At 35.2% G+C, this 21,492-nt stretch carries 19 protein-coding genes and 1 tRNA gene; 19 read left to right on the forward strand and 1 reads right to left on the reverse strand.

Annotated features, from left to right (window positions below):
* Position 1: 1 nt before the first annotated feature.
* Entirely contained in the window at positions 2–622 is a 621-nt protein-coding gene (locus ACYQ3X_RS05470) for an MBL fold metallo-hydrolase (protein ID WP_460180811.1), read from the reverse strand.
* Positions 623–720: 98 nt separating this feature from the next.
* Between ACYQ3X_RS05470 and ACYQ3X_RS05475 the strand changes: the two genes are divergently transcribed.
* The 19 genes from ACYQ3X_RS05475 to truD all read left to right on the forward strand — a co-directional run bounded on the left by ACYQ3X_RS05475 (position 721) and on the right by truD (position 21,486).
* Positions 721–795 (forward strand) — tRNA-Pro (locus ACYQ3X_RS05475).
* A gap of 67 nt (positions 796–862) precedes the next feature.
* On the forward strand, positions 863–2,050 hold the full coding sequence (trpB, locus tag ACYQ3X_RS05480; protein ID WP_460180812.1) for a tryptophan synthase subunit beta: 1,188 nt from the start codon (positions 863–865) through the stop codon (positions 2,048–2,050).
* Entirely contained in the window at positions 2,047–2,823 is a 777-nt protein-coding gene (trpA, locus tag ACYQ3X_RS05485) for a tryptophan synthase subunit alpha (RefSeq protein WP_460180813.1), read from the forward strand. The genes trpB and trpA overlap by 4 nt, the downstream gene beginning before the upstream one ends.
* Entirely contained in the window at positions 2,823–3,752 is a 930-nt protein-coding gene (accD, locus tag ACYQ3X_RS05490) for an acetyl-CoA carboxylase, carboxyltransferase subunit beta (RefSeq protein ID WP_460180814.1), read from the forward strand. The genes trpA and accD overlap by 1 nt, the downstream gene beginning before the upstream one ends.
* Positions 3,753–3,756: 4 nt before the next feature.
* Positions 3,757–5,094, forward strand: coding sequence for a bifunctional folylpolyglutamate synthase/dihydrofolate synthase (locus ACYQ3X_RS05495; RefSeq protein WP_460180815.1), 1,338 nt, complete (start codon positions 3,757–3,759; stop codon positions 5,092–5,094).
* Complete coding sequence (locus ACYQ3X_RS05500; protein ID WP_460180816.1) at positions 5,091–7,202, forward strand: LPS-assembly protein LptD; 2,112 nt, start codon at positions 5,091–5,093, stop codon at positions 7,200–7,202. The genes ACYQ3X_RS05495 and ACYQ3X_RS05500 overlap by 4 nt, the downstream gene beginning before the upstream one ends.
* Positions 7,180–8,061 (forward strand): tRNA pseudouridine(55) synthase TruB, encoded by an 882-nt coding sequence (gene truB / locus ACYQ3X_RS05505; RefSeq protein ID WP_460180817.1) that lies wholly within the window; start codon positions 7,180–7,182, stop codon positions 8,059–8,061. The genes ACYQ3X_RS05500 and truB overlap by 23 nt, the downstream gene beginning before the upstream one ends.
* 3 nt (positions 8,062–8,064) lie before the next feature.
* Complete coding sequence (locus ACYQ3X_RS05510; protein ID WP_460180818.1) at positions 8,065–8,694, forward strand: ThaI family type II restriction endonuclease; 630 nt, start codon at positions 8,065–8,067, stop codon at positions 8,692–8,694.
* On the forward strand, positions 8,695–9,729 hold the full coding sequence (locus ACYQ3X_RS05515) for a DNA-methyltransferase (RefSeq protein ID WP_460180819.1): 1,035 nt from the start codon (positions 8,695–8,697) through the stop codon (positions 9,727–9,729). It abuts the gene before it with no gap.
* Complete coding sequence (gene purB, locus ACYQ3X_RS05520; protein WP_460180820.1) at positions 9,695–10,987, forward strand: adenylosuccinate lyase; 1,293 nt, start codon at positions 9,695–9,697, stop codon at positions 10,985–10,987. Before ACYQ3X_RS05515 ends, purB begins: the two co-directional genes overlap by 35 nt.
* Before the next feature lie 59 nt (positions 10,988–11,046).
* Complete coding sequence (locus ACYQ3X_RS05525) at positions 11,047–12,576, forward strand: DNA methyltransferase (RefSeq protein WP_460181694.1); 1,530 nt, start codon at positions 11,047–11,049, stop codon at positions 12,574–12,576.
* The gene (locus ACYQ3X_RS05530; RefSeq protein WP_460180821.1) at positions 12,573–12,893 is read left to right on the forward strand and encodes a hypothetical protein; all 321 of its coding nucleotides are present in this window, start codon (positions 12,573–12,575) and stop codon (positions 12,891–12,893) included. Before ACYQ3X_RS05525 ends, ACYQ3X_RS05530 begins: the two co-directional genes overlap by 4 nt.
* A complete protein-coding gene (gene fusA, locus ACYQ3X_RS05535) occupies positions 12,890–14,986 on the forward strand; it encodes an elongation factor G (RefSeq protein WP_460180822.1) in 2,097 nt (698 codons plus the stop codon). Before ACYQ3X_RS05530 ends, fusA begins: the two co-directional genes overlap by 4 nt.
* 194 nt (positions 14,987–15,180) lie before the next feature.
* Positions 15,181–16,557, forward strand: coding sequence for an argininosuccinate lyase (gene argH, locus ACYQ3X_RS05540; RefSeq protein ID WP_460180823.1), 1,377 nt, complete (start codon positions 15,181–15,183; stop codon positions 16,555–16,557).
* A complete protein-coding gene (locus ACYQ3X_RS05545; protein ID WP_460180824.1) occupies positions 16,554–17,600 on the forward strand; it encodes a hypothetical protein in 1,047 nt (348 codons plus the stop codon). The genes argH and ACYQ3X_RS05545 overlap by 4 nt, the downstream gene beginning before the upstream one ends.
* Complete coding sequence (hypE, locus tag ACYQ3X_RS05550; RefSeq protein WP_460180825.1) at positions 17,593–18,591, forward strand: hydrogenase expression/formation protein HypE; 999 nt, start codon at positions 17,593–17,595, stop codon at positions 18,589–18,591. The genes ACYQ3X_RS05545 and hypE overlap by 8 nt, the downstream gene beginning before the upstream one ends.
* Positions 18,592–18,608: 17 nt before the next feature.
* Positions 18,609–19,562 (forward strand): peptidylprolyl isomerase, encoded by a 954-nt coding sequence (locus ACYQ3X_RS05555; RefSeq protein ID WP_460180826.1) that lies wholly within the window; start codon positions 18,609–18,611, stop codon positions 19,560–19,562.
* A gap of 3 nt (positions 19,563–19,565) precedes the next feature.
* The gene (locus tag ACYQ3X_RS05560) at positions 19,566–20,303 is read left to right on the forward strand and encodes a pseudouridine synthase (RefSeq protein WP_460180827.1); all 738 of its coding nucleotides are present in this window, start codon (positions 19,566–19,568) and stop codon (positions 20,301–20,303) included.
* Positions 20,304–20,313: 10 nt separating this feature from the next.
* Positions 20,314–21,486 carry a tRNA pseudouridine(13) synthase TruD gene (gene truD / locus ACYQ3X_RS05565; protein ID WP_460180828.1) on the forward strand — a complete coding sequence of 391 codons (1,173 nt, stop codon included), beginning with the start codon at positions 20,314–20,316 and terminating at the stop codon, positions 21,484–21,486.
* The last annotated feature ends 6 nt before the right edge of the window (positions 21,487–21,492 follow it).

The following is a 21,492-nucleotide window of genomic DNA, read 5'->3' on the forward strand; positions in this document are numbered from 1 at the left end:
CTTACTCCTCGGGTTTAAGTATTATGACTTCTATTTTGCCTTTAAGTTTTTTAGCAAACTCTTGTGCATCCTTTTCAGAACCAACAATACTTCCATAGTGCATGGGAATTGCTATTTTAGGTTTAATATCCATCGCAGCCTGCACAGCTTCATCTGCAGTCATAACATAAGTGCCTGAAACAGGAAGCAAAGCAATATCAATATCTTTAAAAGTTTTCATCTCTGGAATATAATCTGTATCTCCAGCAATATAAATTCTTTTACCCATTACTTTAAAAATATATCCAACCCATTCTTTCTCCTTGGGATGAAATTTTTTATTTGTATTGTAAGATGGAACAGCTTCTATTTCTATGCCTTCTACATTAATTTTATCTCCTGGTTTAACAATAACTTCTTTTGCCTTAATCTTGCCTGAGCAATCCTTTGGAAGCACAACAATTGTATCAGGAGTTAAAAGTTTTTTAATGTCATCAGGGCTAAAGTGATCATAATGTTCATGAGTAACAAGAATAATGTCAGCCCTGTCAGGTTTTTTAATCTGAAATGGATCAGTGTAAATAATTTTTTCTCCAGTAATTTTAAAAGTATCGTGCCCAAACCATTTAATATTTTCCAACATATTACACCTCCTCAAAGGTATTTGATATATAATACTAAATTTTATACTGTGTTAACAATTTGACTTTTTTCAATGCTTTCTTGTAATTTAAAGAATATCGGGGCGTAGCGCAGCTTGGATAGCGCACCTGCCTTGGGAGCAGGGAGTCGGTGGTTCAAATCCACTCGCCCCGATTGAATTTTCAAGGGAACATTATCTGCCAAATGCAAAACTTAAAATCTTCATGCTATAATACTTTTCATGGGTAAAAAAAGAGGATATTTTGGCAATTATGGAGGCTGTTTTGTTCCTGAAACATTAATGCCTGCCCTTGAAGAGCTTGAGAAAGCTTTTCAGAGAGCAAAAAGGGATAAAAATTTTAATGCTGAATTTGAAGCATTACTTAAAGACTATGTGGGTCGCCCTACTCCACTTTACTTTGCTCAGAGATTAACTGAACATCTTGGCGGAGCAAAGATATATCTTAAAAGAGAAGATCTTGCCCATACAGGAGCTCATAAAATAAACAATGCTCTTGGGCAGGCTTTACTTGCCAGCAGATTAATGAAAAAACAAAGAATTATTGCTGAAACAGGAGCTGGTCAGCATGGTGTAGCTACTGCCACAGGTGCTGCTCTTGCAGGACTTAGCTGTGACATATACATGGGCAGTGAGGATATCAGAAGGCAAAAGCTTAATGTCTTCAGAATGAATCTTCTTGGTGCGAGGGTTATTCCTGTTGATACAGGTTCAAAAACCTTAAAGGATGCCATAAATGAAGCATTAAGAGACTGGACTACAAATGTGCGGACAACTCACTATGTTTTAGGCACTGTTTTTGGACCTCATCCTTATCCGCTTCTTGTTAAATATTTTCAGAGTGTTATTGGAAGAGAAGCAAAAAAGCAGATAATTCAAAAAGAAGGCAAACTTCCCAGGATTTTAATTGCCTGCGTTGGAGGAGGAAGTAACTCCATAGGACTTTTCGGTGCTTTCTTAGGTGATAAAGATGTAAAAATGATTGGCGTTGAAGCTGGTGGCAAGGGCATTGAGACAGGTCTTCATGCAGCAAGATTTGCACAAGGTACAAAGGGAATTTTTCAGGGCTGCCTCAGCTATGTTCTTGAAAATGAAGATGGAAATATTCTTCAGACTCACTCTGTAAGTGCTGGACTTGATTATGCCTCTGTGGGACCTGAACATGCCTATCTCAAAGATACAGGCAGAGTAACCTATACCTATGCAACAGATGATGAGGCTTTAGAGGCATTTGAGCTTTTAAGCAGGCTTGAAGGAATTATTCCTGCTCTGGAGTCTGCCCATGCAGTGGCTGAAGCAGTTAAGATTGCACCTAAGATGCCAAAAGATTCAATAATAATCGTAAACCTCTCTGGAAGAGGAGACAAGGATGTTCAGGAAGTAGCAAGGATAAGGGGAATTTCTTTATGAATGGGTTTACTGTAAGAAAAAAGCTTGAAAATATAAAAAAACAGGGCAAAAAAGCATTTATACCCTATATCATGGCAGGAGATCCCAGCCTTGATGAAACTGCAAAAAGGCTAAAGCTTTTAAGTGAGGCAGGTGCTGACCTTATTGAAGTTGGTGTGCCCTTTACAGATCCCCTTGCTGATGGACCAACAATCCAGAGAGCAGCAGAGCGGGCATTAAACTCTGGAACAACTCTAAAAAAAATAATTAGTTTTTTACATGATTTTAAAGGAAACATTGATACCCCCATAATTTTAATGACCTATCTAAATCCTGTTTTCTGCTACGGAATAGAAAAGTTTTTTCAGGATGCAAGCACGGTTAATGTGGCAGGAGTAATATTCCCTGACCTTACAGTAGAAGAATCTAAGATTTACAGAGATTTTGCCAGGGCATACGGTATTGATACTATTTTTCTCGTAGCGCCTACATCAACATCTAAAAGAGTAAAAAAAGTTGTAAAAGCTTCCACTGGATTTGTTTACTATGTCTCAATAACAGGAATAACTGGCACTGAACTCAGACTTGACAGCAGTTTCAATGAGCATATAAATTTTGTTAAAAGTTTTGGGAAACCTGTTTGCATAGGCTTTGGAGTCAGTGAGCCTCGTGAAGCTAAATATGTAGCCCAATTTGCTGATGGAGTAATTATAGGAAGCGCTATTGTAAAGATTTTTCATGAAAAACCTGAAGAGGCTTATGAATTTATTAAATTACTTAGAGAGGCAATATAATGGCATGGTTTAAAAGAAAAGAGCCAAAAATAGAAAAAAAAGTAAAAATTCCTGAAGGATTGTGGGTAAAATGTGAAAACTGCAAGGAAATAATTTATCGCAAAGAGCTTGAAAACAATCTTAAGGTTTGTCCAAAATGTCAGTATCATTTCAGAATTTCAGCAAAAGAGAGAATCTCCCTTATCACAGACAATGGAAGTTTTATAGAATTAGACCCTGAACTTAAAAGCCCTGATCCCCTTGAGTTTAACGATACAATGCCATATAAAGAGCGACTTATTGAAAATGAAAAAAAGACAGGGCTTAAAGAAGCAGCTATATATGGTGATGCAAAAATCAATGGAAGAGATGTGGTAATAGCTGTTCTTGATTTTTCCTTCATGGGTGGAAGCATGGGAACAGTGGTTGGAGAAAAAGTAACCAGAGCTGCTGAAAGAGCATTAGAGCGAAGAGTTCCTTTAATTATCATATCATCATCTGGTGGAGCAAGAATGCAGGAAGGAATGTTTTCACTGATGCAGATGGCTAAAACAGCACAGGCAATCGGTAAACTTAAAGAAGCAAGCATACTGTATATCTCTGTCCTGGCTGATCCCACCTTTGGAGGCGTTACAGCATCTTTTGCCATGCTCGGTGATGTAATCATTGCAGAACCCCGCAGTCTCATAGGCTTTGCAGGACCAAGAGTTATTCAAGAAACCATAAAGCAGCAACTTCCCGAAGGATTTCAGAGGGCTGAATTCTTGCTTGAACACGGAATGGTTGATATTGTTGTGGAAAGAAAGGAGCTGAAAAATACAATTTACAAGCTAATTGAGATTATTATGCCAACATCAAGCTCTTATAATCTCAACAGTTCCTCTAATAACAACAAGGAAAAAAGAACAGAGGCTGTTTTAAATTGTCCTTTCTCAGGACAGAATTCCTGAAGGCATGACAGAGAAATATAAAGAGTTGATAAGTGAGCTTTATAAAAAAAGAACAAATGGCATAAAATTAGGACTTGAAAGAGTTTTTTCAGTGCTGGAAAAACTTGGCAATCCCCATAAAAGCTTTAAATCAATTCATATTGCAGGAACAAATGGAAAGGGTTCTGTTTCCAGAATAATTTACACTCTTTTAAGGACTCACGGATTAAATACAGGGCTTTTCACATCTCCGCATCTTACAAGATTTACAGAAAGAATAATCGTTAATGATAGAGAAATCTCTGAACAGGAAGTTGTAAGATTAATTGAAAAAATTAAACCATTTTCAGAAGATCTTACATTTTTTGAGTATGTTACCATAATGGCTTTTCTTTATTTTAAAGAAAAAAGAGTTGAATACGCAGTCATTGAAACAGGTATGGGAGGTAGACTTGATGCTACAAATGTAGTAACACCTGTTGTTTCTGTAATTACCAGCATCGGAGTTGATCATCAAAATTTTCTCGGATCTGATATAAACTCCATTGCCAGAGAAAAAGCTGGAATTATAAAAAAGGGAGCTCCTGTTATCACATCAAAGCAAAATCCTCAGGCAGAAAAAGAGATTTATAAAAAAGCCAGTGAGCTTGGCTGTCCGGTGTTTACATACGGAAAAGATTTTTCAGCTGAGCTTAAATCAATGAATTTAGAAGGAATTAGCTTTGTTTTTAACTCTTTAGCCTTGGCGGGTCCCCAAAAAGGGGTCCCCAAAAACTCGATAGAATTTTTGGGGTGCCCCTCCTTGTTCTTGCCTCTTACAGGATTCCATCAACTGGAAAATGCCTCTGTAGCATTAAAAGCTTTTATGAACGCCTATCCTCAATGGAATGAAAGTTTAATTAAAGAAGGACTTAAAAATGTCAGATTACAGGGAAGGCTTGAAGTTATATCAAAGCATCCACTTATAATTTTTGACATAGCGCATAATCCAGCGGCTTCTGAGGCTTTAGTAAAATCACTAAAAGCTCTTACAGATAAAAAGCCTGTGATAGTTTTTGGGATGATGAAAGATAAAGATGTATGTGGATTCATTGATTGCTTTAAAGATTATTGTCATAAAATAATTTTTACAGTGCCTCATTATGAAAGGGCTCTTACATATGAGGGATTAAATAAAAATTGTGCTTCAATAATTGATTTCTTTATAGGTGACCCAATAGAAGCATTTAAAAAAGGGATTTCCATATGTGAAAATAATCCTGAGTTATATCTTCTCTGCACAGGCTCAACTTATCTGATTGGTGAACTGAAAGAGTATCTCGGTGAGAAAATACTGCATAGAAGACTTGGAGAGCTTATATGAAATACGACTCAAAGGGATTCAAAGGCTGGTCAAAAACTGTCTTATTCATCATATTAATAATTCTTTTAAAAGCTTCTGTTTCATTCTCTATGGAGATAATCTCTGATACACTGGAACGATTTGAAGAAGAAAAAAAAATTATTGCAATCGGTGATGTTTATATGAGTGACGGAACATTTGATCTTAAAGCTCAGAAAGTAATTTACTATGAAAATACCGGTGAAATAGAAGCCTATGGAGACCTCTATTACAACGATGATGAAATAACAACATGGGCAGAAGAAGGAAAATTTAATAGAGATAAAAAAACAGGAGTTTTAAAAAACGCTCTTCTTCATATAAAAAAGCAGGATATGTGGATAAAAGGAGCAGAGATTGAAAGGCTAAGTGAAATAAAATACAAAGCTAAAAAAGCCACATTTTCCACATGTGAACCAGAGCCAGACAGTGCTCAACCATGGTGTTTTACAGGAGAATTTGTTGACCTTGTGGTTGATGATACATTAACATCAAAAATTACTACCTTTAAAGTAAAAGATGTACCCATTCTTTTTTCTCCTGTGTTCTGGGGACCTGGAGGAAGCACAAAAAAATCAGGATTTCTACCTTTTAAATTAGGAAATTCAAATACACGTGGATTTCGTTTCAGCCCAGCCTATTATCTTGTAATTGATAGCAATAAAGATGCCACATTTTATCTTGATTATTTTTCAAAAATTGGACTCGGCAAAGGAATTGAATACAGATACCTTGATTTTGACACAAAAGGAATGTGGTATGGATATCAAATTAAAGACAGAAAACTTAACAAAGACTATATTGAGTTAAGAGGAATTCATCTTCAAAAATTTAAAGGACTTGACATTCTTGCAGATATAAACTATGTCAATAAAAATGATTTTTACAGAGAATATGGAGATGTGCGCTCAGCTTCAAATACATATCTTTTTAAAGAATACAGTAAGGATCTCTCAGCAAGATATGACAGATTTTTACAGTCCTCTGTAGAGCTTTCTGTTCCAGGAGTTCAATCAAGATTTTATTTAGTTGGGCAGGGATGGAAAGATTTAAAAGAGGGAAGCACAAGCCCTCCAGTAAAAACAGAGCTTGGATATGTGATTTATCCATACAGACTTGGACAATTTAATGTAAATTTTAATACCAATGTGGCTGAATTTTATAAAGAAGATGGACTTAAAGGACAGAGATTTGAGATAAGTCCTCAGATAACCCATACAATAGGAGATGCTATTAAATTAACACAAACGCTCGGATTAAATGAAATCTTTTACAATCTTGAAAAAACTTCTCCCTATGAGGATACCTCTCACAGGGAAATGATTCAGTATGATGCAAAAACCTTTATAAGGCTTTATAAAAGAGGAGAAAATTTTACTCATTTCATTGAACCCTTTTTAGAAGGAGTTTTTATTGCAGCCAATGGTAAACCGCCAATTTTAAAGAGTTCTGAGCTAATTGACAATACAGCACTTTTAAGGGCTGGAGTTTATAATAAAATTAATCTTAAAACCTTGACTGCTGAAGCGAGAATTACGCAGGTATATGACTTCAGAGCAAAAAATGAATGGGATAAACTTTATCCTGTTCTTCTTGAAGGAAGAATATCATTCTGGAAAATAAGCTTTGGATTTGATACATATCAGAACATTACAAAAAAAAGAATGGAAAGATTTAACAGCTACATAGGCTTTTCTCCAGATGAGGAAACATCTTTATCTTTCAGTGAGCGATATACAAGAAATGAAGCTCTCTCTCCTGCTTATATCTGGTCTCCCACACTAAGAGACCAGTATAGTTCTCAGGAAAAGGAAGGTGGCATAAAAACCTATGCTATGACATTGGTGAAAAAACTATCAGAAAAGTGGTCATTTACAGCAAATGTAAACTATGATGCTAAAGGAGCTGGATTAAGGGATAGTTCATTAAATTTAAGATATGCTGAGAAATGCTGGGCAGCAAATATCTCAATAACAAGAAGACCTGTGGAAATACAGGGAAGGCAGACCTCTGAATTCAGTTTCCTTGTAATTTTTGAATTAAAGGGAATAGGTCCAATAAGGGTTTATGAACGCAGTGGTAGTTCTTAATAAATCAAAGGGAATTACAAGTCAGGATGCTGTTACAAAAATAAAAAAGATTTTAAAGGCAAAAAAAGCAGGTCATGCTGGAACTCTTGACCCAATGGCAACAGGCATTCTGCTTGTATGTGTAAATGAAGCTACAAAGATCGCTCCTTTATTAATGGAACTTGAAAAAGAGTATGTTTTTAAAGCAAGATTCGGGATTTCAACAGATACACATGATGCTGAAGGAAAGGTCATAAAACAGGTTGAGAATTTTAACATCAACAGGACAGAATTAGAAAAAATACTTATAAAATACAAAGGTGAAATCATGCAAACTCCGCCAATGTATTCAGCAGTCAAAGTTAAAGGACAGCCTCTTCATAAACTTGCAAGAAAAGGAATTGAGGTAGAAAGAAAGCCAAAAAAAGTTTTTATCCACTCATTTAACATTGAAGAATTCAATCCTCCGTTTGTCACATTCAGGGTTGTATGCAGTAAAGGCACATATGTAAGAACTCTCTGTCATGAGATTGGTGAAGAACTTGGCATGGGTGCTCATATAGTAGAACTGGAAAGAACAAGAATTGGACAGTTTAAAGTTGAGGATTCCATTAGTCTTGACTTGCTTCTTTCTTCAGCCTTAAGCCTTCAGCCTGATAACTGGCTACTTTCCATTGACAGAGCTTTATATTTTATACCATCTGTCACAGTGGATGATACACTGGCGAGAAGATTTATTAATGGAAACTCTATAAAAATTCCCTCAGGAATTGTTCCTGCAGGATGGGTAAAGGTTAAAGATAAAACAGGGAAAATAGTTGGAATAGGCTTTGGCAATGGTGTAATTATAAAACCAGAAAGAATTATCTGGGAGGATTAGAACTTGAAATTTCTTGATGAATTATTTCAGGATGAAGCATTAATAAAGAAAATTCAGAACAAACTTCCTCATCTTTTTTATATAGCTGAACTTGAAAGCTCAAGAGCTGGAAAAGTGGGCATGGAAGTAGGGTCTATAAGAGAAAGAATTATTACAGCCTTGCTTATTTATAAATTTGGTGAAAATAATATAGAAACTGAAATACCTACCACAGAATCTGAAGTGGATGTTAAACTATTTAAAGTTCCTATTTCAATAAAAACAATAACATGGAAAAATCTTTCTGGAGTCAAATTAATATGGACAGTTGATGCTGAAAAAGCAAAGGAATTCTTAAATAATTATATTCCCAAGACCGAGCTTTTATTGATTCAAATAAACTGGAATAAGGAAGGAGGTTTTTACTATATTCCTTTAGAAGTACAACTGGAAGTTTTTAATAAAATTGGAAGACAAAATTACATAAAGCTTCCCAAACCAGGAACAAATCCTCGTGGAGTTGAAATTATTAAAGAAGCTCTTACAGAGCTTATAAATAATGGAAGAACTAAAAAAATAATCATTCATTGGAATAAAGAAAAAATTGAATTCAATCCCTATAAAAGATGGGTTGAACTCTGGAGAGAGGATTAAATGAGAAAAAAAGGTTCTAAAACAAGCTCTTTTGGTTGTCTTGCAAGAGTAAATCATGATTCAACGCCATTTTACAGTAGCAGACTTTATGAAGGAATTCCTAAGGAAGAAAAAGTTGAATATAAAGAAAATCCAGTAAATAAACAATATTTAAATAAAATCCTGTGTAAGTCCAGTGAAAATATGGATGAATTACCTGACTGTTCAGTTCATCTCATGATTACTTCTCCTCCTTACAATGTGGGAAAAGAATATGATAATAATTTAAGTCTTGATGAATACAGGGCATTTTTGAAAAAGGTATGGGAAGAGACAAAGAGAGTTCTTGTGCCTGGAGGAAGAGCCTGCATTAATATTGCCAATTTAGGAAGAAAACCCTATATACCTCTGCATGCTTTTATAACTCAAGACATGCTTGAACTGGGATTTCTAATGAGAGGTGAAATTATATGGAATAAAGCTTCAGGCAGCAGTCCATCAACTGCATGGGGAAGCTGGCTAAGCGCCAGAAACCCTACTTTAAGAGATATCCATGAATATATTCTCATCTTCTCAAAGGGGAGATTTTCAAGAGAAAGTTCAAGTAGAAAAAGCACCATATCAAAGGAGGAGTTTCTTGAATTTACAAAAAGTGTCTGGACATTTCCTGCTGAGTCAGCCAAAAAAATAGGTCATCCAGCACCTTTCCCAATAGAACTACCTTATAGACTCATTCAACTTTATAGTTTTGAAGGAGATGTGGTTCTTGACCCATTTATTGGAAGCGGGCAAACTGCAATAGCAGCTTTAAAAACTAATCGCAGTTTTATAGGTTATGAAATAAATCCCGAATATGTCAAACTTGCAGAAGAAAGAATTAATAGATATCTTTTGAGTAAAAATCTTTATCTTTTTGAATCTTACAGAAAAGAGGGGCACCCCAAAAAGGGGGGTCCAAAAAAAATCGTAGATTTTTTGGGGTACCCTAGTCTAAGAGTTTTTGGGGACCCGAGGAGGTATCATGATAGAAAGATACACAAGAAAAGAGATGGGTGATATTTGGAGCATGGAAAACAAATTCAGAAAATGGCTTGAGGTGGAGATTGCTGTTTGTGAGGCATGGGCAGAGCTCGGTAAAATTCCTGAGGATGCCTTAAAGGAAATAAAAGAAAAAGCTGATTTTGACCTGAAAAGAATTGATGAAATTGAAGCAACTGTCAAGCACGATGTAATAGCTTTTTTAACTTCTGTGGCTGAAAAGGTAGGACCTGTATCAAGATATATTCATATGGGACTTACCTCTTCTGATATAGTTGATACTGCACTGGCTTTACAGATAAGAGAAGCAGCAAAGCTTATAATGCAAGATTTAACTAAAATTAAGGAACTTTTCCGTGAAAAGGCATTTCAATACAAAGATACAATATGCATGGGTCGCAGTCACGGAGTTCATGCTGAGCCAACTTCTTTTGGATTGAGATTTGCCCTTTGGTATGAGGAAGCAAAAAGAAACATTGAAAGGCTTAACTCAGCAGTTGATAGAATCTCTGTAGGTAAAATCTCAGGCGCTGTTGGAACATTCTCAAATATGCCACCAGAAATTGAAGAGATTGCATTAAGGAAATTAGGGCTTAAACCAGAACCTGTGGCAACTCAAGTAGTACAGAGAGACAGACATGCTGAATTTTTAAGTGTTCTTGCATTAATTGCTGCAATGATTGAAAAGATTGCTGTTGAGATAAGGCATCTTCAGAGAACAGAGGTGCTTGAGGCAGAAGAACCCTTTACAGAAGGGCAGAAAGGCTCTTCAGCAATGCCACATAAAAGAAATCCTGTAGGTTGCGAAAACCTGTCAGGACTTGCAAGGCTTGTCCGCAGCAATGCCTTTGCAAGCTTTGAAAACATAGCGCTCTGGCATGACAGAGACATATCCCATTCCTCAGTAGAAAGAGTAATAATCCCTGACAACTGCATTCTTGTTGATTACATGCTTAACAGGCTCTATGGAATAATCAAGGATTTAAGGGTTTATCCTGAAAGAATGCTCAAAAACATTGAACTCAGTTTCGGACTTTATAATTCTCAGCGTGTGCTACTTGCACTGGTTGAAAAAGGACTTACCCGTGAAGAAGCATACAAAATCGTTCAGTCAAATGCCATGAAAAGCTGGAAAGAAGGTAAGCCTTTCATGGAGCTCTTACTTAATGATAGTGATGTGAGAAAATATCTTACTGAAGATGAAATAAAGAGTATTTTTGAGCTAAACTATTACATAAGAAATATAGACCATATCTACAGGAGAGTTTTTAGATGACAACAATACAAAAAACTTTAAGCAAGAAAGAACTTGAAGAGGCTATTATACAGGAAAAAATGAAGGGAGTCTCAGATGTTGAAATCGGTCGTAAATATGGAATTTCCTTTAAATATCTGGAAAAAATTATTACCAGAACACAGGGAATCAGTATTAGTTCACTAAAACAAGAGAAAAAAATTAAAACATTTTATCCAAAAGATTTCAAAGAAGAAACAACTACTGTCTGGAGTTTTAAACAAAGAGGGAACTGGGCAACTCATAGTGGTGAATATAGAGGGAATTGGTCACCATATATAACAAGGAATCTGATTTTAAAATATTCAAAACCTGGAAGTCTGGTTTTAGACTATTTTTGTGGAGCAGGTACAACAGCTGTAGAGTGTAAACTATTAGGAAGAAGATGTATTGCCTTTGATATCAATGACAAAGCAATAGAGCTTGCAAAAAGAAATTTAAATTTTGAACCTGCTGAACAGTTAAAAATATCAAACTCTAATGAGAAATTGGAAATCTTTGAACCACATCTATTCGTGGGTGATGCAAGAGATTTATCTTTTTTGAAAGATAATTCTGTAGATTTGATTTGTTCACATCCTCCATATGCAAATGCAATTCATTATACTGCTCGGAAAGAAGGGGATCTTTCATTTTGTGATGTTGATGAATTTCTGGAAGAAATGTCAAAAGTTGCTAAAGAAAGTTACAGAGTTTTAAAGCCTGGTAGTCTATGTGCAATTTTGATAGGTGATATAAGAAGGAAAAAGCATGTAATTCCACTTGGATTTAAATTAATAGATGTATTTTTAAACACAGGATTTAAACTTAAAGAACTTATAATAAAAAGACAACACAACTGTAAAACTACTGGCTTCTGGTATGAAAAAAGCATAAAATACAATTTTCTTCTTTTAGCTCATGAGTATCTTCCAGTCTTTGAAAAACCAGAAAAATTAGAGACTTCTGTTGTAAAAGAAATTCATAATGATTACCATATGGTTTTACCAAAAATTAGCAATACTAAAATTAAAAAAAAGTTAGAAAAACTTGAGACAACTACAGTTTGGATTTTTCCTGAAAAGGACTTTGATGAAAGATTGAATAAAAATATAATTGAAAGATATTCTCAAGAGGGCAATTATAGTATTATTAATCTGTTTGCAAGTTCAGGCTCTATTTTAGAAATTCAAAGTAAATTAAGAAAAAAGCAAACAAAAAATAAATACGACCTAATAATAGTAAAAGCCTGTGTAAAGGATAAATCTTCAGGGTTTGAACCTGAAGATTATCTTAAAAGTTTTAAAAAAATTATTGAAGGATTATTGCCAGAGTTAAAGGATAAAGGATTTTTAGTAATTCAGACTAATGATGTAAGAATAAATGGCTATTTAGAACCTCTTGCCCAAAAAATAGTAAATTTATTAACAAATAAAAATTTATGGCTTAAAGAAATTGTCGTAGTAACAACTAGTAAAGTGCAAGAAGAAACAGTAGAAGGACCCCAAAAAGTCGTAGACTTTTTGGGGTGCCCCATAGATCATTTAAAAATAATTCATGAATACCTATTGGTTTATGAGGTTTTAAAATGATTGAACTACAAATTGGAAGTTACTGGGGGAAGGGAAATAATAGTTCCTTGGAATACATACTTTATGCTTTAAACTGGATTTTGGAACAAGAAGATATAAATTTTAATGGAAGACCTTCTAAAAAACAAAAAGAATTGGATGAAATATGTAAAATACAAAACATACAAACACCAGCAGGTAGAGAAGGTAGTCAACTGGCAATTGCTTTATTTTGTGATGTTGCAAATGGTATACATCCTGTAGAAGCATTACTTAAAGCAAATTTAGATATAAGCCCAAAAGGAAAATTAAAAAAAATAAAGGGAGGCAGAGTATGAGTAGAGATATTACCAAAATCAGAAACATTGCAATTGTTGCCCATGCAGGTGCAGGTAACACAAAACTTGCAGAGCAGATACTTTTTAAAACAGGTCAGATTGACAGAGTCACAACTGGTGAGACAACAGGCAAGGTGATTGATTATGAACCAGAAGAACTGGCAAGAAACATGACTCTTAGCTGTAAAGTTGCTTACTGCGATTACAGGGATTATAGAATCAATATCATAGATACACCAGGATTCGTAAACTTTCTTGAAGATACAAAGAATGCCCTGAGAGTGGTGGATGGTGCTGTGGTAATTGTAAGTGCTATCTCTGGAGTTAAAGCTGAAACTGAAAGAATATGGAAATACTGCGATGACTATGATCTTCCAAGAGTTGTTTTTGTAAACAAACTTGACAAGGAAAATTCTTCCTTTGATAGAGCTGTTGCTGAGATTGAAAAAGTCTTTGGTCAGGAAGCAATCCCTCTTAGTTTACCCATAGGAGAAGGTCCTGATCTTAAAGGAATTGTGGATTTAATTTCTCTGAAAGCCTATATTCAGGATGGAAAATCAGTAAAAGAAGTTGAGATTCCCTCTGATTTAATGGGCAGGGTTGAAGAATACAGAAAGAAATTCGTAGAAAAGATTGCAGAGCTTGATGACAACCTTCTTGAGAAATATCTTGAAGGAGGAGAACTTACTGAAGAAGAGTTAAGGAAAGGATTGCATGATGCTTCTTTAGCAAGAAGATTTATACCTGTGCTTGCAGGTTCAGCACTTTTTGGAGTTGGAGTAGAAGCATTGCTTGACAGTATCATACTTGCTCTTCCTGATCCAAAGGAAAGAGCAAATATCTATGGTGTAAAAGGCATTAATCCAAAAGATGGAAGCGAAGTTACAAGACAACCCTCTGAAACTGAACCACTTGCTGCCTATGTTTTCAAAACCACGATTGACCCATTTGCTGGAAAAATTTCCTATATAAGAGTATTTTCTGGTGTGCTTAAGGCTGACTCAACAGTTCTTAATCCAAATACAGGAACAAAGGAAAGAATTGGTCAGATTTATTATATTCTCGGTAAAACTCAAATACCGTGTCAGAAAGCAGGTCCTGGAGAGATTGTGGCAACAGTTAAACTTAAAGATACACTTACAGGACATACTCTATGTGATGAGAATAATCCGGTCCAGCTTCCAGAGGTGAAATTTTCTGAACCAATCATATCCTATGCAATTGCACCAAAAACAAGGGGTGATGAGGAAAAGGTAAGTGCAGGACTTCATAAGCTTCTTGAAGAAGATCCCACTCTAAGGTTTTCAAGAGATGAGGAATCAAAGGATATGATTTTAAGCGGAATGGGACAGGTTCACATTGAAGTTGCCCTTGAAAAACTTAAGAGAAAATTCGGAGTAGAAGTCAATCTTATGGCACCAAAAGTTCCTTATAGAGAAACAATAAAAGCCTCTGCAAAAGCTCAGGGTAAGTATAAAAAGCAGTCAGGGGGAAGAGGTCAGTATGGTGACTGCTGGATTGAAATTGAACCACTTCCAAGAGGTGGAGGCTATGAGTTTGTTGATAAAATTGTTGGTGGCGTAATTCCTCAACAGTATCGTCCTGCAGTTGAAAAGGGAATAATTGAAACAATGAAAGAGGGAATCCTTGCATACTATCCCATTATTGACATAAAGGTAACACTTTATGATGGTTCCTATCATCCAGTGGATTCCTCTGAAATGGCTTTCAAAATAGCTGGTGCTCTTGCTCTAAAAAAAGCCTTTATGGATGCAAAACCGGTTCTACTTGAGCCAATTATGAAGGCTGAAATAGTTGTCCCAGATGAAACTCTTGGTACAATAATTGGTGATCTTAACTCCCGTAGAGGAAAGGTTCAGGGAGTAGAACCACAGGCTGGAGGAAATCAGAAAATAATTGCCCTTGTGCCAATGGCAGAGATGCTTACATATGCGAATCAGCTACACAGCATGACATCAGGAAGAGGAATTTATTCAATGGAGTTTTCCCATTATGAAGAAGTTCCATCACATATAGCACAGAAAATAATTGAACAAAGACAGAAAGAGCGTCAGGCTAAGGCAGAGGAGTAAGAGAAAAATGGTGCTATATTTCGCTCATAAGAAAATTTTTGACAATTCCGAACTCGCTTCGCTACAGCCGAAAAACTCGCCTTTCAGGCTCAAACAGTTTCGGCTGTTTAACGCTCCGCTCGTCTGGAATTGTTACCAAAAATTTTCTAAATGGCTCAATATAGCATCCATTTTTACAACTGTGAGGGTAAAAAATGAAAAAACCGTGGGGTGGAAGATTTAAAGAAAAGACAGTAAAAACTCTTGAAGAGTTTTCCCAGTCTGTCTCCTTTGACCATAAACTCTGGAAAGAGGATATTGAGGGAAGTATTGCCCATGCAAAGATGCTTCATAAACAGGGCATTATTGATGACAGGGAACTTGAGCAGATAACTGAGGGACTCAAAGAGATTGCGAAAGAGATTGAACAGGGCAAATTTCAATTTAAAGAGGAGCTTGAAGATGTTCATATGAACATTGAAAGAGCACTTATTGAAAAGATTGGCTCTGCAGGTGCAAAACTTCATACTGCGCGTTCAAGGAATGATCAGGTAGCAACGGACATGAGACTCTATCTTAGAGCAAAGGTGCAGGAACTTATAGAACAGTTAACAGGAGTTGAAAAAACCTTCCTTGCTCTTGCTGAAAAACACATTGATATAATTATGCCAGGATACACCCATTTACAGAAAGCTCAACCTGTAATTCTAAGTCATCATCTTTTATCCTATGCATGGATGTTTGAAAGAGACCGTGAAAGGCTCAAAGAGGCATTAAAAAGAATCAATCTATGTCCACTTGGTGCCTGTGCCATAGCAGGAACATCATTGCCAATTGATAGAGAATTCACAGCAAAGGAGCTTGGATTTGAAGGAGTTATTCCAAATAGCATGGATGCTGTCTCAGATAGAGATTTTGTTCTTGATGTTTTATACTGTGGAGCAATGATCATGATGCATTTAAGTAGGCTTGCAGAAGAGCTCATTCTATGGGCAACAGATGAATTTAGATTCATAGAGCTTCCTGACAGATTCTCAACTGGCTCAAGCATGATGCCTCAGAAGAAAAATCCAGACCCAGCAGAGTTAATTAGAGGAAAAACAGGAAGAGTTTATGGAAACTTGATTTCTTTGCTTACAACAATGAAAGGACTTCCTCTTACATACAACAGAGACATGCAGGAAGATAAAGAACCAGTTTTTGATACAGTTGAAACAGTGAGCATGAGTCTTAAAATAGTCAATGAGATGCTTCCAGAGATCAAGTTTAACAAAGAGATAATGAAAGAGGCTTCAGAGAAAGGCTTTACAACTGCCACAGACCTTGCTGAGTATCTTGTAAAAAAGGGGGTTCCATTCAGAAATGCCCATGAGATTACAGGAAAGATTGTGCTTTACTGTATTGAAAAGGGAAAGAATCTCAAAGATTTAAGTATAAAGGAGTTTAAAAAATTTTCTGGCAAGATTGACAGAGATGTTTACGGGATTCTGACTCCAGAAGGTTCAATTAAAGCAAAAATCTCCTATGGAAGCAGTTCAAAAAAGAGTGTGAAGGAGCAGATAAAAATGCTGAAAAAGAGATTGAGGGAATGAAAGAGGAAAATAAAAATAAGTATTACTGGCATTCGCTTCCAAGATTTTTTTGGAAATATCTAAAGTCGCTCAAGCCAGTATTTACTTATTTAACAGTATTTATATTATTGTTCCTTCTTTCAGGTTGTGGAAGAAAGATGGATCCTACTCTGGAGGATTATCTTCAGCCAGAGCCTGTGAATGCATTAAATCTAACAGCCTATTATGACAAAATTATAATTTCATGGAATTATCCTGAGAAAAATAAAGCGAAACTTAGCAGCTTCCTTCTGGAAAGAGAAAGTTCAGGACAGGTAAAATCCCTTGGATATTTCACTCCTGAAATAAACTCATTTGAAGATAAAAATTTTACATTGGGGCAAACATACAGATACAGAATTTTTGCCATCAATAAAAAAGGAGTTTACAGCAAACCCTTAGAAAACCAGATAACTCCAAGAAAACTCCCTGAATTGAGTGATTTGCAGTATAAAATTACAAATGAAGGAGTGATACTTTCATGGAAATCAGAAGATTCAGTAATGTATAATATTTATAAAGTTAAAACTGAAGAAAAATCCAAGAACAGACAAACTCAGAATGAGATACAAAAACAAAAAATAGGAACAACAGATAGAAATTATTTTTTAATTGAAGAGAATTTCAAAAATCAGAGTTTTCAGAAATTTTTAATTTATCTTGTTACTCCATACATATCTGAAAGCAATATTTACATTGAAGGTAAGGGAACTGAAATAAAACTGCCCATTGAGAATTTTATTCCGTCAAAACCTGAAGAAGTATTCTGGACAATCAATGAAAATGGTGTTTATATCTCATGGAAAGAAGTTTCTGAAAAATGGATTATGGGATACAGGGTTTATCGTAAAACAGCCATTGATCCAGATTTTATCCTGATTGGTGAACCTATTATTCCATTGTTTTTTGATGTGGAGTATAATATTAATAATTTGAAATCACCTGTTTTTTATAGAATTTCTTCTAAAGGTCCTTTAAAGGAAAGCGAACCTGTTGAAATAAAAGTGGAGGTAATTCATGGATAGAATACTTCTTGGACACGGAAGTGGTGGAAAACTTATGCATGAGCTTATAAAACGCTACATTGCACCTGTTTTTGAACTTCCCGCACTTATGGATTCAGCAGTTGTTCCCATTAATTATTCAGGCAAATTAGCCATAACTACTGATTCATACACAGTCTCACCAATATTTTTCCCCGGTGGCAATATAGGAGAACTTGCAATTAATGGAACAGTAAATGATCTTGCTGTTGTTGGTGCTACGCCTCTTTATCTGACAGTAGGTTTTATTCTTGAGGAAGGCTTTCCAATATCTGATTTTGAAAGAGTTTTAAATAGCATTGCAAATGCAGCCAAAAAAGCAGGAGTAAAAATAGTTGCAGGAGATACAAAAGTCGTTGATAAAGGGAAGGGAGATGGAATTTTCATAAACACCTCTGGCATTGGGATAGTGCCTGAAGGAGTTAAGCTTTCACCCCTGAAAATAGAAGTGGGTGATAAAGTGATTATCAGTGGTTCTATTGGAAATCACGGAATTGCAGTAATGGCTGAAAGAAATGGCTTTGTTTTTGAACCTCCTGTGCTAAGCGATACAAGACCATTAAATGGAGTAATTAATGAAATACTGAGAAATTTTGCTTCTTACATAAAAGTAATGCGTGATCCAACTCGTGGAGGAGTTGCAACAACCCTTAAAGAGCTTGCAATGGATTCAGGGAAAGATATATTGATTTATGAAAACGCAATTAAAGTGCATGATACTGTTAAAGGAGCCTGTGACCTTTTAGGGCTTGACCCTCTATATGTGGCAAATGAAGGGATTTTTATAGCTATTGTGAAATCCAGTGTAGCAGAAAAATTAATTGAATTAATGAAATCTCATCCTTTTGGAGAGGAATCTGCTATAATTGGAGAAGTTACTGGTGAGGGAGGTAAAGTTTTACTTAAAACATCTATTGGAGGAACAAGAATAGTTGATATGCTACCAGGAGAACAACTACCAAGAATATGTTAAATAAGGAGGAGTTAAAATTGCTCAAATTTTTTGTCTTTTTTATTTTATCATTGAGTTTCTTTATTGAATCAGTCTTGGCAGAGGAAAATAAGTTTTTTGTTGACAAAGTAGTAGCTGTGGTTAATAAAGAAGTTATTACATGGAGTGAACTTTACAAATTTATGGAGTTCAATGCAAAGGATGAGTTTAAAGCATTAAATCCCGATGAAAAATTTAAATACTTTAAAGCTCATGAAGAAGAATTCCTTGAAAAACTTATTGATACAAAGCTTCAGATTGAGGAAGCAGAAAGATACGGAATTTTCGTTACTGATAGTGAGATAGAAGGAGCAATAAATGATATAAAGAAAAAGTATAATCTCACTGATGAAGGCTTTATAGAAACCCTTAAAAAAGAGGGTATGACTCTTAATGATTACAAAAAAATGCTTAAAGAACAAATAATAATCGGAAGAGCATTGAATTCCCTGGTAAGGAGCAAAATCATTGTTACTGATGCTGAGATAAATGGATACATCAGAGCTCATCCTGAACTCAGTTGTGATGATTATGGATACTATGTTAGTCAGATATTTATCAAAAAAAGAGAAAATGCAGAGGAATTGAAAGCAAAAATAAATGAGATTTTTAAAAGACTTATACAGGGAGAATCCTTTAGCAAAGTTGCCTCACAACTGAGTGAAGATGTATCAGCAAGAACTGGAGGAGCAATCGGACTTTTGAAAAAAAATGAAATTGCACGAGAACTTTCAAATCTTTTTTCAAAAATGAGTGTAGGACAAATAAGTGAGCCTATGATGACAGAACATGGAGTTTTTATTTTTAAGCTTGATGGAGTATGTTTCAGCAAAGGCTCAGCAGAGCTTGTAAACTATGTGAGAAATCTTTTAGAGGATGAAAAATTCAAAAAAGAATATAAACTATGGACAAGAGGGCTTCGTCAAAGAGCTTATATTGAGATTATGGATTAATTTATGATGAAAAGATTGCAGAAGATTCTTTCAGATTTTGGAATTGCCTCCAGAAGAAAAGCAGAAGAATTAATTAAAGAAGGAAGAGTTACTGTAAATGGAGAGATTGCTCATCTTGGACAGAAAGCAGATCCTGAAAAAGACTACATAAAGGTTGATGGAAAACTTCTTATAAAACCTGAACCAAAAGTTTATTATGCCTTTTATAAACCGAGAAAAGTAATAACTTCACTAATTGATCCACAGGGAAGACCAACAATAAAAAATTTTCTAAAAAGGATTAAATTCAGGGTTTATCCAGTTGGCAGGCTTGACTATGACTCTGAAGGTTTATTAATTCTTACTAATGATGGAGAGCTTGCCTATCGTATAATGCATCCAAGCTCAAAGATTGAAAAAACCTATCTGGTAAAAGTTGATGGAATAATTGAACCTGAAACAATTGAAAAACTGCGAAAGGGTATAAAAATTGAGGGAAAACTTGCTGTTCCTGTGAGTGTCAATTTTTTGAGGAAACTTAAAGCAAACTCATGGATAAAAATCACACTTCATGAAGGAAGAAAAAGGCAGATTCGTAAAATGCTTGAAAGAGTGGGTCATCCTGTAATAAGACTTATAAGAATTTCCATTGACGGTGTTAAATTGGGAGAACTTAAACCAGGTGAATACCGAGCATTGACAAAAAAGGAAGTAGAGGAATTAAAAAAGAAAGCAGGATTAATCAAAAAATCTCAAGAATAAAATCCAAAAAATGGCATATAAAATTAAAGTTAAGCCCGAAGATTTCATTGTAAAAGAGATAAGTTCAATACCTTTGAAAGAAAAAGGTCCATACAGTGTTTTTATTTTAAAAAAGACAGGATGGAATACTTTTGATTTATTAAAAAAAATTGCCAGAACATTGAAAATTCCGCTTGACAGCATCTCCTACGGAGGTAAAAAAGACAGACATGGCATTACAGAACAGTTCATAACAATAAAAAACTCACCTCGTAAAATTAATTTAAAAGAAGACCGCTTTGAACTTAAACATGCTGGATTTTCAGATCAACCAATGACTCCACTGCTAATTGATTGCAATGTATTTAAAATAACAGTAAGAGCCATACCTGAAAAAACGATTGATCTTATCATATCCCATATAGAAAAGGTTCAAACACAGGGATTTATAAACTACTTTGATGACCAGCGTTTTGGAAGCTATGATCCAGAGCAGGGATTTATTGCTGAAAAAATCATTAAAACTCACTACAATGGTGCACTCAAAATCTATCTTACTCACATATACCCTGAAGATAAAAAATTAGCAAAGGAAAGAAAAAGAAAAATTCTTGAAAACTGGGGCAACTGGAACGTTTGCCTGAGTTTAGCAAAAACAAAGTTTGAAAAATTTACATTCAAATATCTTAAAGAACATCCAAAGGATTATCTTTTACCTTTGCAGAAAATCCCTAAGGAAGAGATGTCAATGTTTTTTGCTGCCTATCAAAGCTTTATCTGGAATGAAACAGTAAGAAGGCTTATAAAAAGATTGCTACCAGATGAAACTCTCCTTTATCATAAAGGAATTGCAGGAGATTATATATTTTTTGATGAAATTGATAATAAAAATTTTGAATATCTTAAAAATCTGGAAATTCCCTTAGCCTCTTCAAAAGCAGAAATATCGGATGCTTTTGTTGAAGAGATATACAATGAGATACTTTCAGAAAGACAGATAAGACCTGCACAGTTTAATCTTAAAAAAATAAGACAGTCATTCTTTAAATCAGTTCCAAGAGCAGTTCTTGTTATTCCAAAAATACAGTATAACATTGGAGATGACGAAATTTATGAAGGCAAAAAGAAACTCATTCTTGGATTTATTCTTCCCAGAGGCTCCTATGCCACAATGGTTATTAAAAGAATTTTTGCAAAGAAATAGGGAGGT

Source organism: Thermodesulfovibrio sp. TK110 (genome assembly GCF_054658355.1).

What these genes read in the sequence shown, in the direction of transcription:
- fusA (WP_460180822.1), top strand. Translation starts at nt 12,890, where the DNA reads ATGAGTAGAGATATTACCAAAATCAGAAACATTGCAATTGTTGCCCAT.
- accD (WP_460180814.1), top strand. Translation starts at nt 2,823, where the DNA reads ATGGCATGGTTTAAAAGAAAAGAGCCAAAAATAGAAAAAAAAGTAAAA.
- ACYQ3X_RS05525 (WP_460181694.1), top strand. Translation starts at nt 11,047, where the DNA reads ATGAAGGGAGTCTCAGATGTTGAAATCGGTCGTAAATATGGAATTTCC.
- ACYQ3X_RS05515 (WP_460180819.1), top strand. Translation starts at nt 8,695, where the DNA reads ATGAGAAAAAAAGGTTCTAAAACAAGCTCTTTTGGTTGTCTTGCAAGA.
- ACYQ3X_RS05530 (WP_460180821.1), top strand. Translation starts at nt 12,573, where the DNA reads ATGATTGAACTACAAATTGGAAGTTACTGGGGGAAGGGAAATAATAGT.
- truB (WP_460180817.1), top strand. Translation starts at nt 7,180, where the DNA reads ATGAACGCAGTGGTAGTTCTTAATAAATCAAAGGGAATTACAAGTCAG.
- ACYQ3X_RS05500 (WP_460180816.1), top strand. Translation starts at nt 5,091, where the DNA reads ATGAAATACGACTCAAAGGGATTCAAAGGCTGGTCAAAAACTGTCTTA.
- trpA (WP_460180813.1), top strand. Translation starts at nt 2,047, where the DNA reads ATGAATGGGTTTACTGTAAGAAAAAAGCTTGAAAATATAAAAAAACAG.
- purB (WP_460180820.1), top strand. Translation starts at nt 9,695, where the DNA reads ATGATAGAAAGATACACAAGAAAAGAGATGGGTGATATTTGGAGCATG.
- hypE (WP_460180825.1), top strand. Translation starts at nt 17,593, where the DNA reads ATGGATAGAATACTTCTTGGACACGGAAGTGGTGGAAAACTTATGCAT.
- argH (WP_460180823.1), top strand. Translation starts at nt 15,181, where the DNA reads ATGAAAAAACCGTGGGGTGGAAGATTTAAAGAAAAGACAGTAAAAACT.
- ACYQ3X_RS05545 (WP_460180824.1), top strand. Translation starts at nt 16,554, where the DNA reads ATGAAAGAGGAAAATAAAAATAAGTATTACTGGCATTCGCTTCCAAGA.
- trpB (WP_460180812.1), top strand. Translation starts at nt 863, where the DNA reads ATGGGTAAAAAAAGAGGATATTTTGGCAATTATGGAGGCTGTTTTGTT.
- ACYQ3X_RS05560 (WP_460180827.1), top strand. Translation starts at nt 19,566, where the DNA reads ATGATGAAAAGATTGCAGAAGATTCTTTCAGATTTTGGAATTGCCTCC.
- truD (WP_460180828.1), top strand. Translation starts at nt 20,314, where the DNA reads ATGGCATATAAAATTAAAGTTAAGCCCGAAGATTTCATTGTAAAAGAG.
- ACYQ3X_RS05470 (WP_460180811.1), bottom strand. Translation starts at nt 622, where the DNA reads ATGTTGGAAAATATTAAATGGTTTGGGCACGATACTTTTAAAATTACT.
- ACYQ3X_RS05495 (WP_460180815.1), top strand. Translation starts at nt 3,757, where the DNA reads ATGACAGAGAAATATAAAGAGTTGATAAGTGAGCTTTATAAAAAAAGA.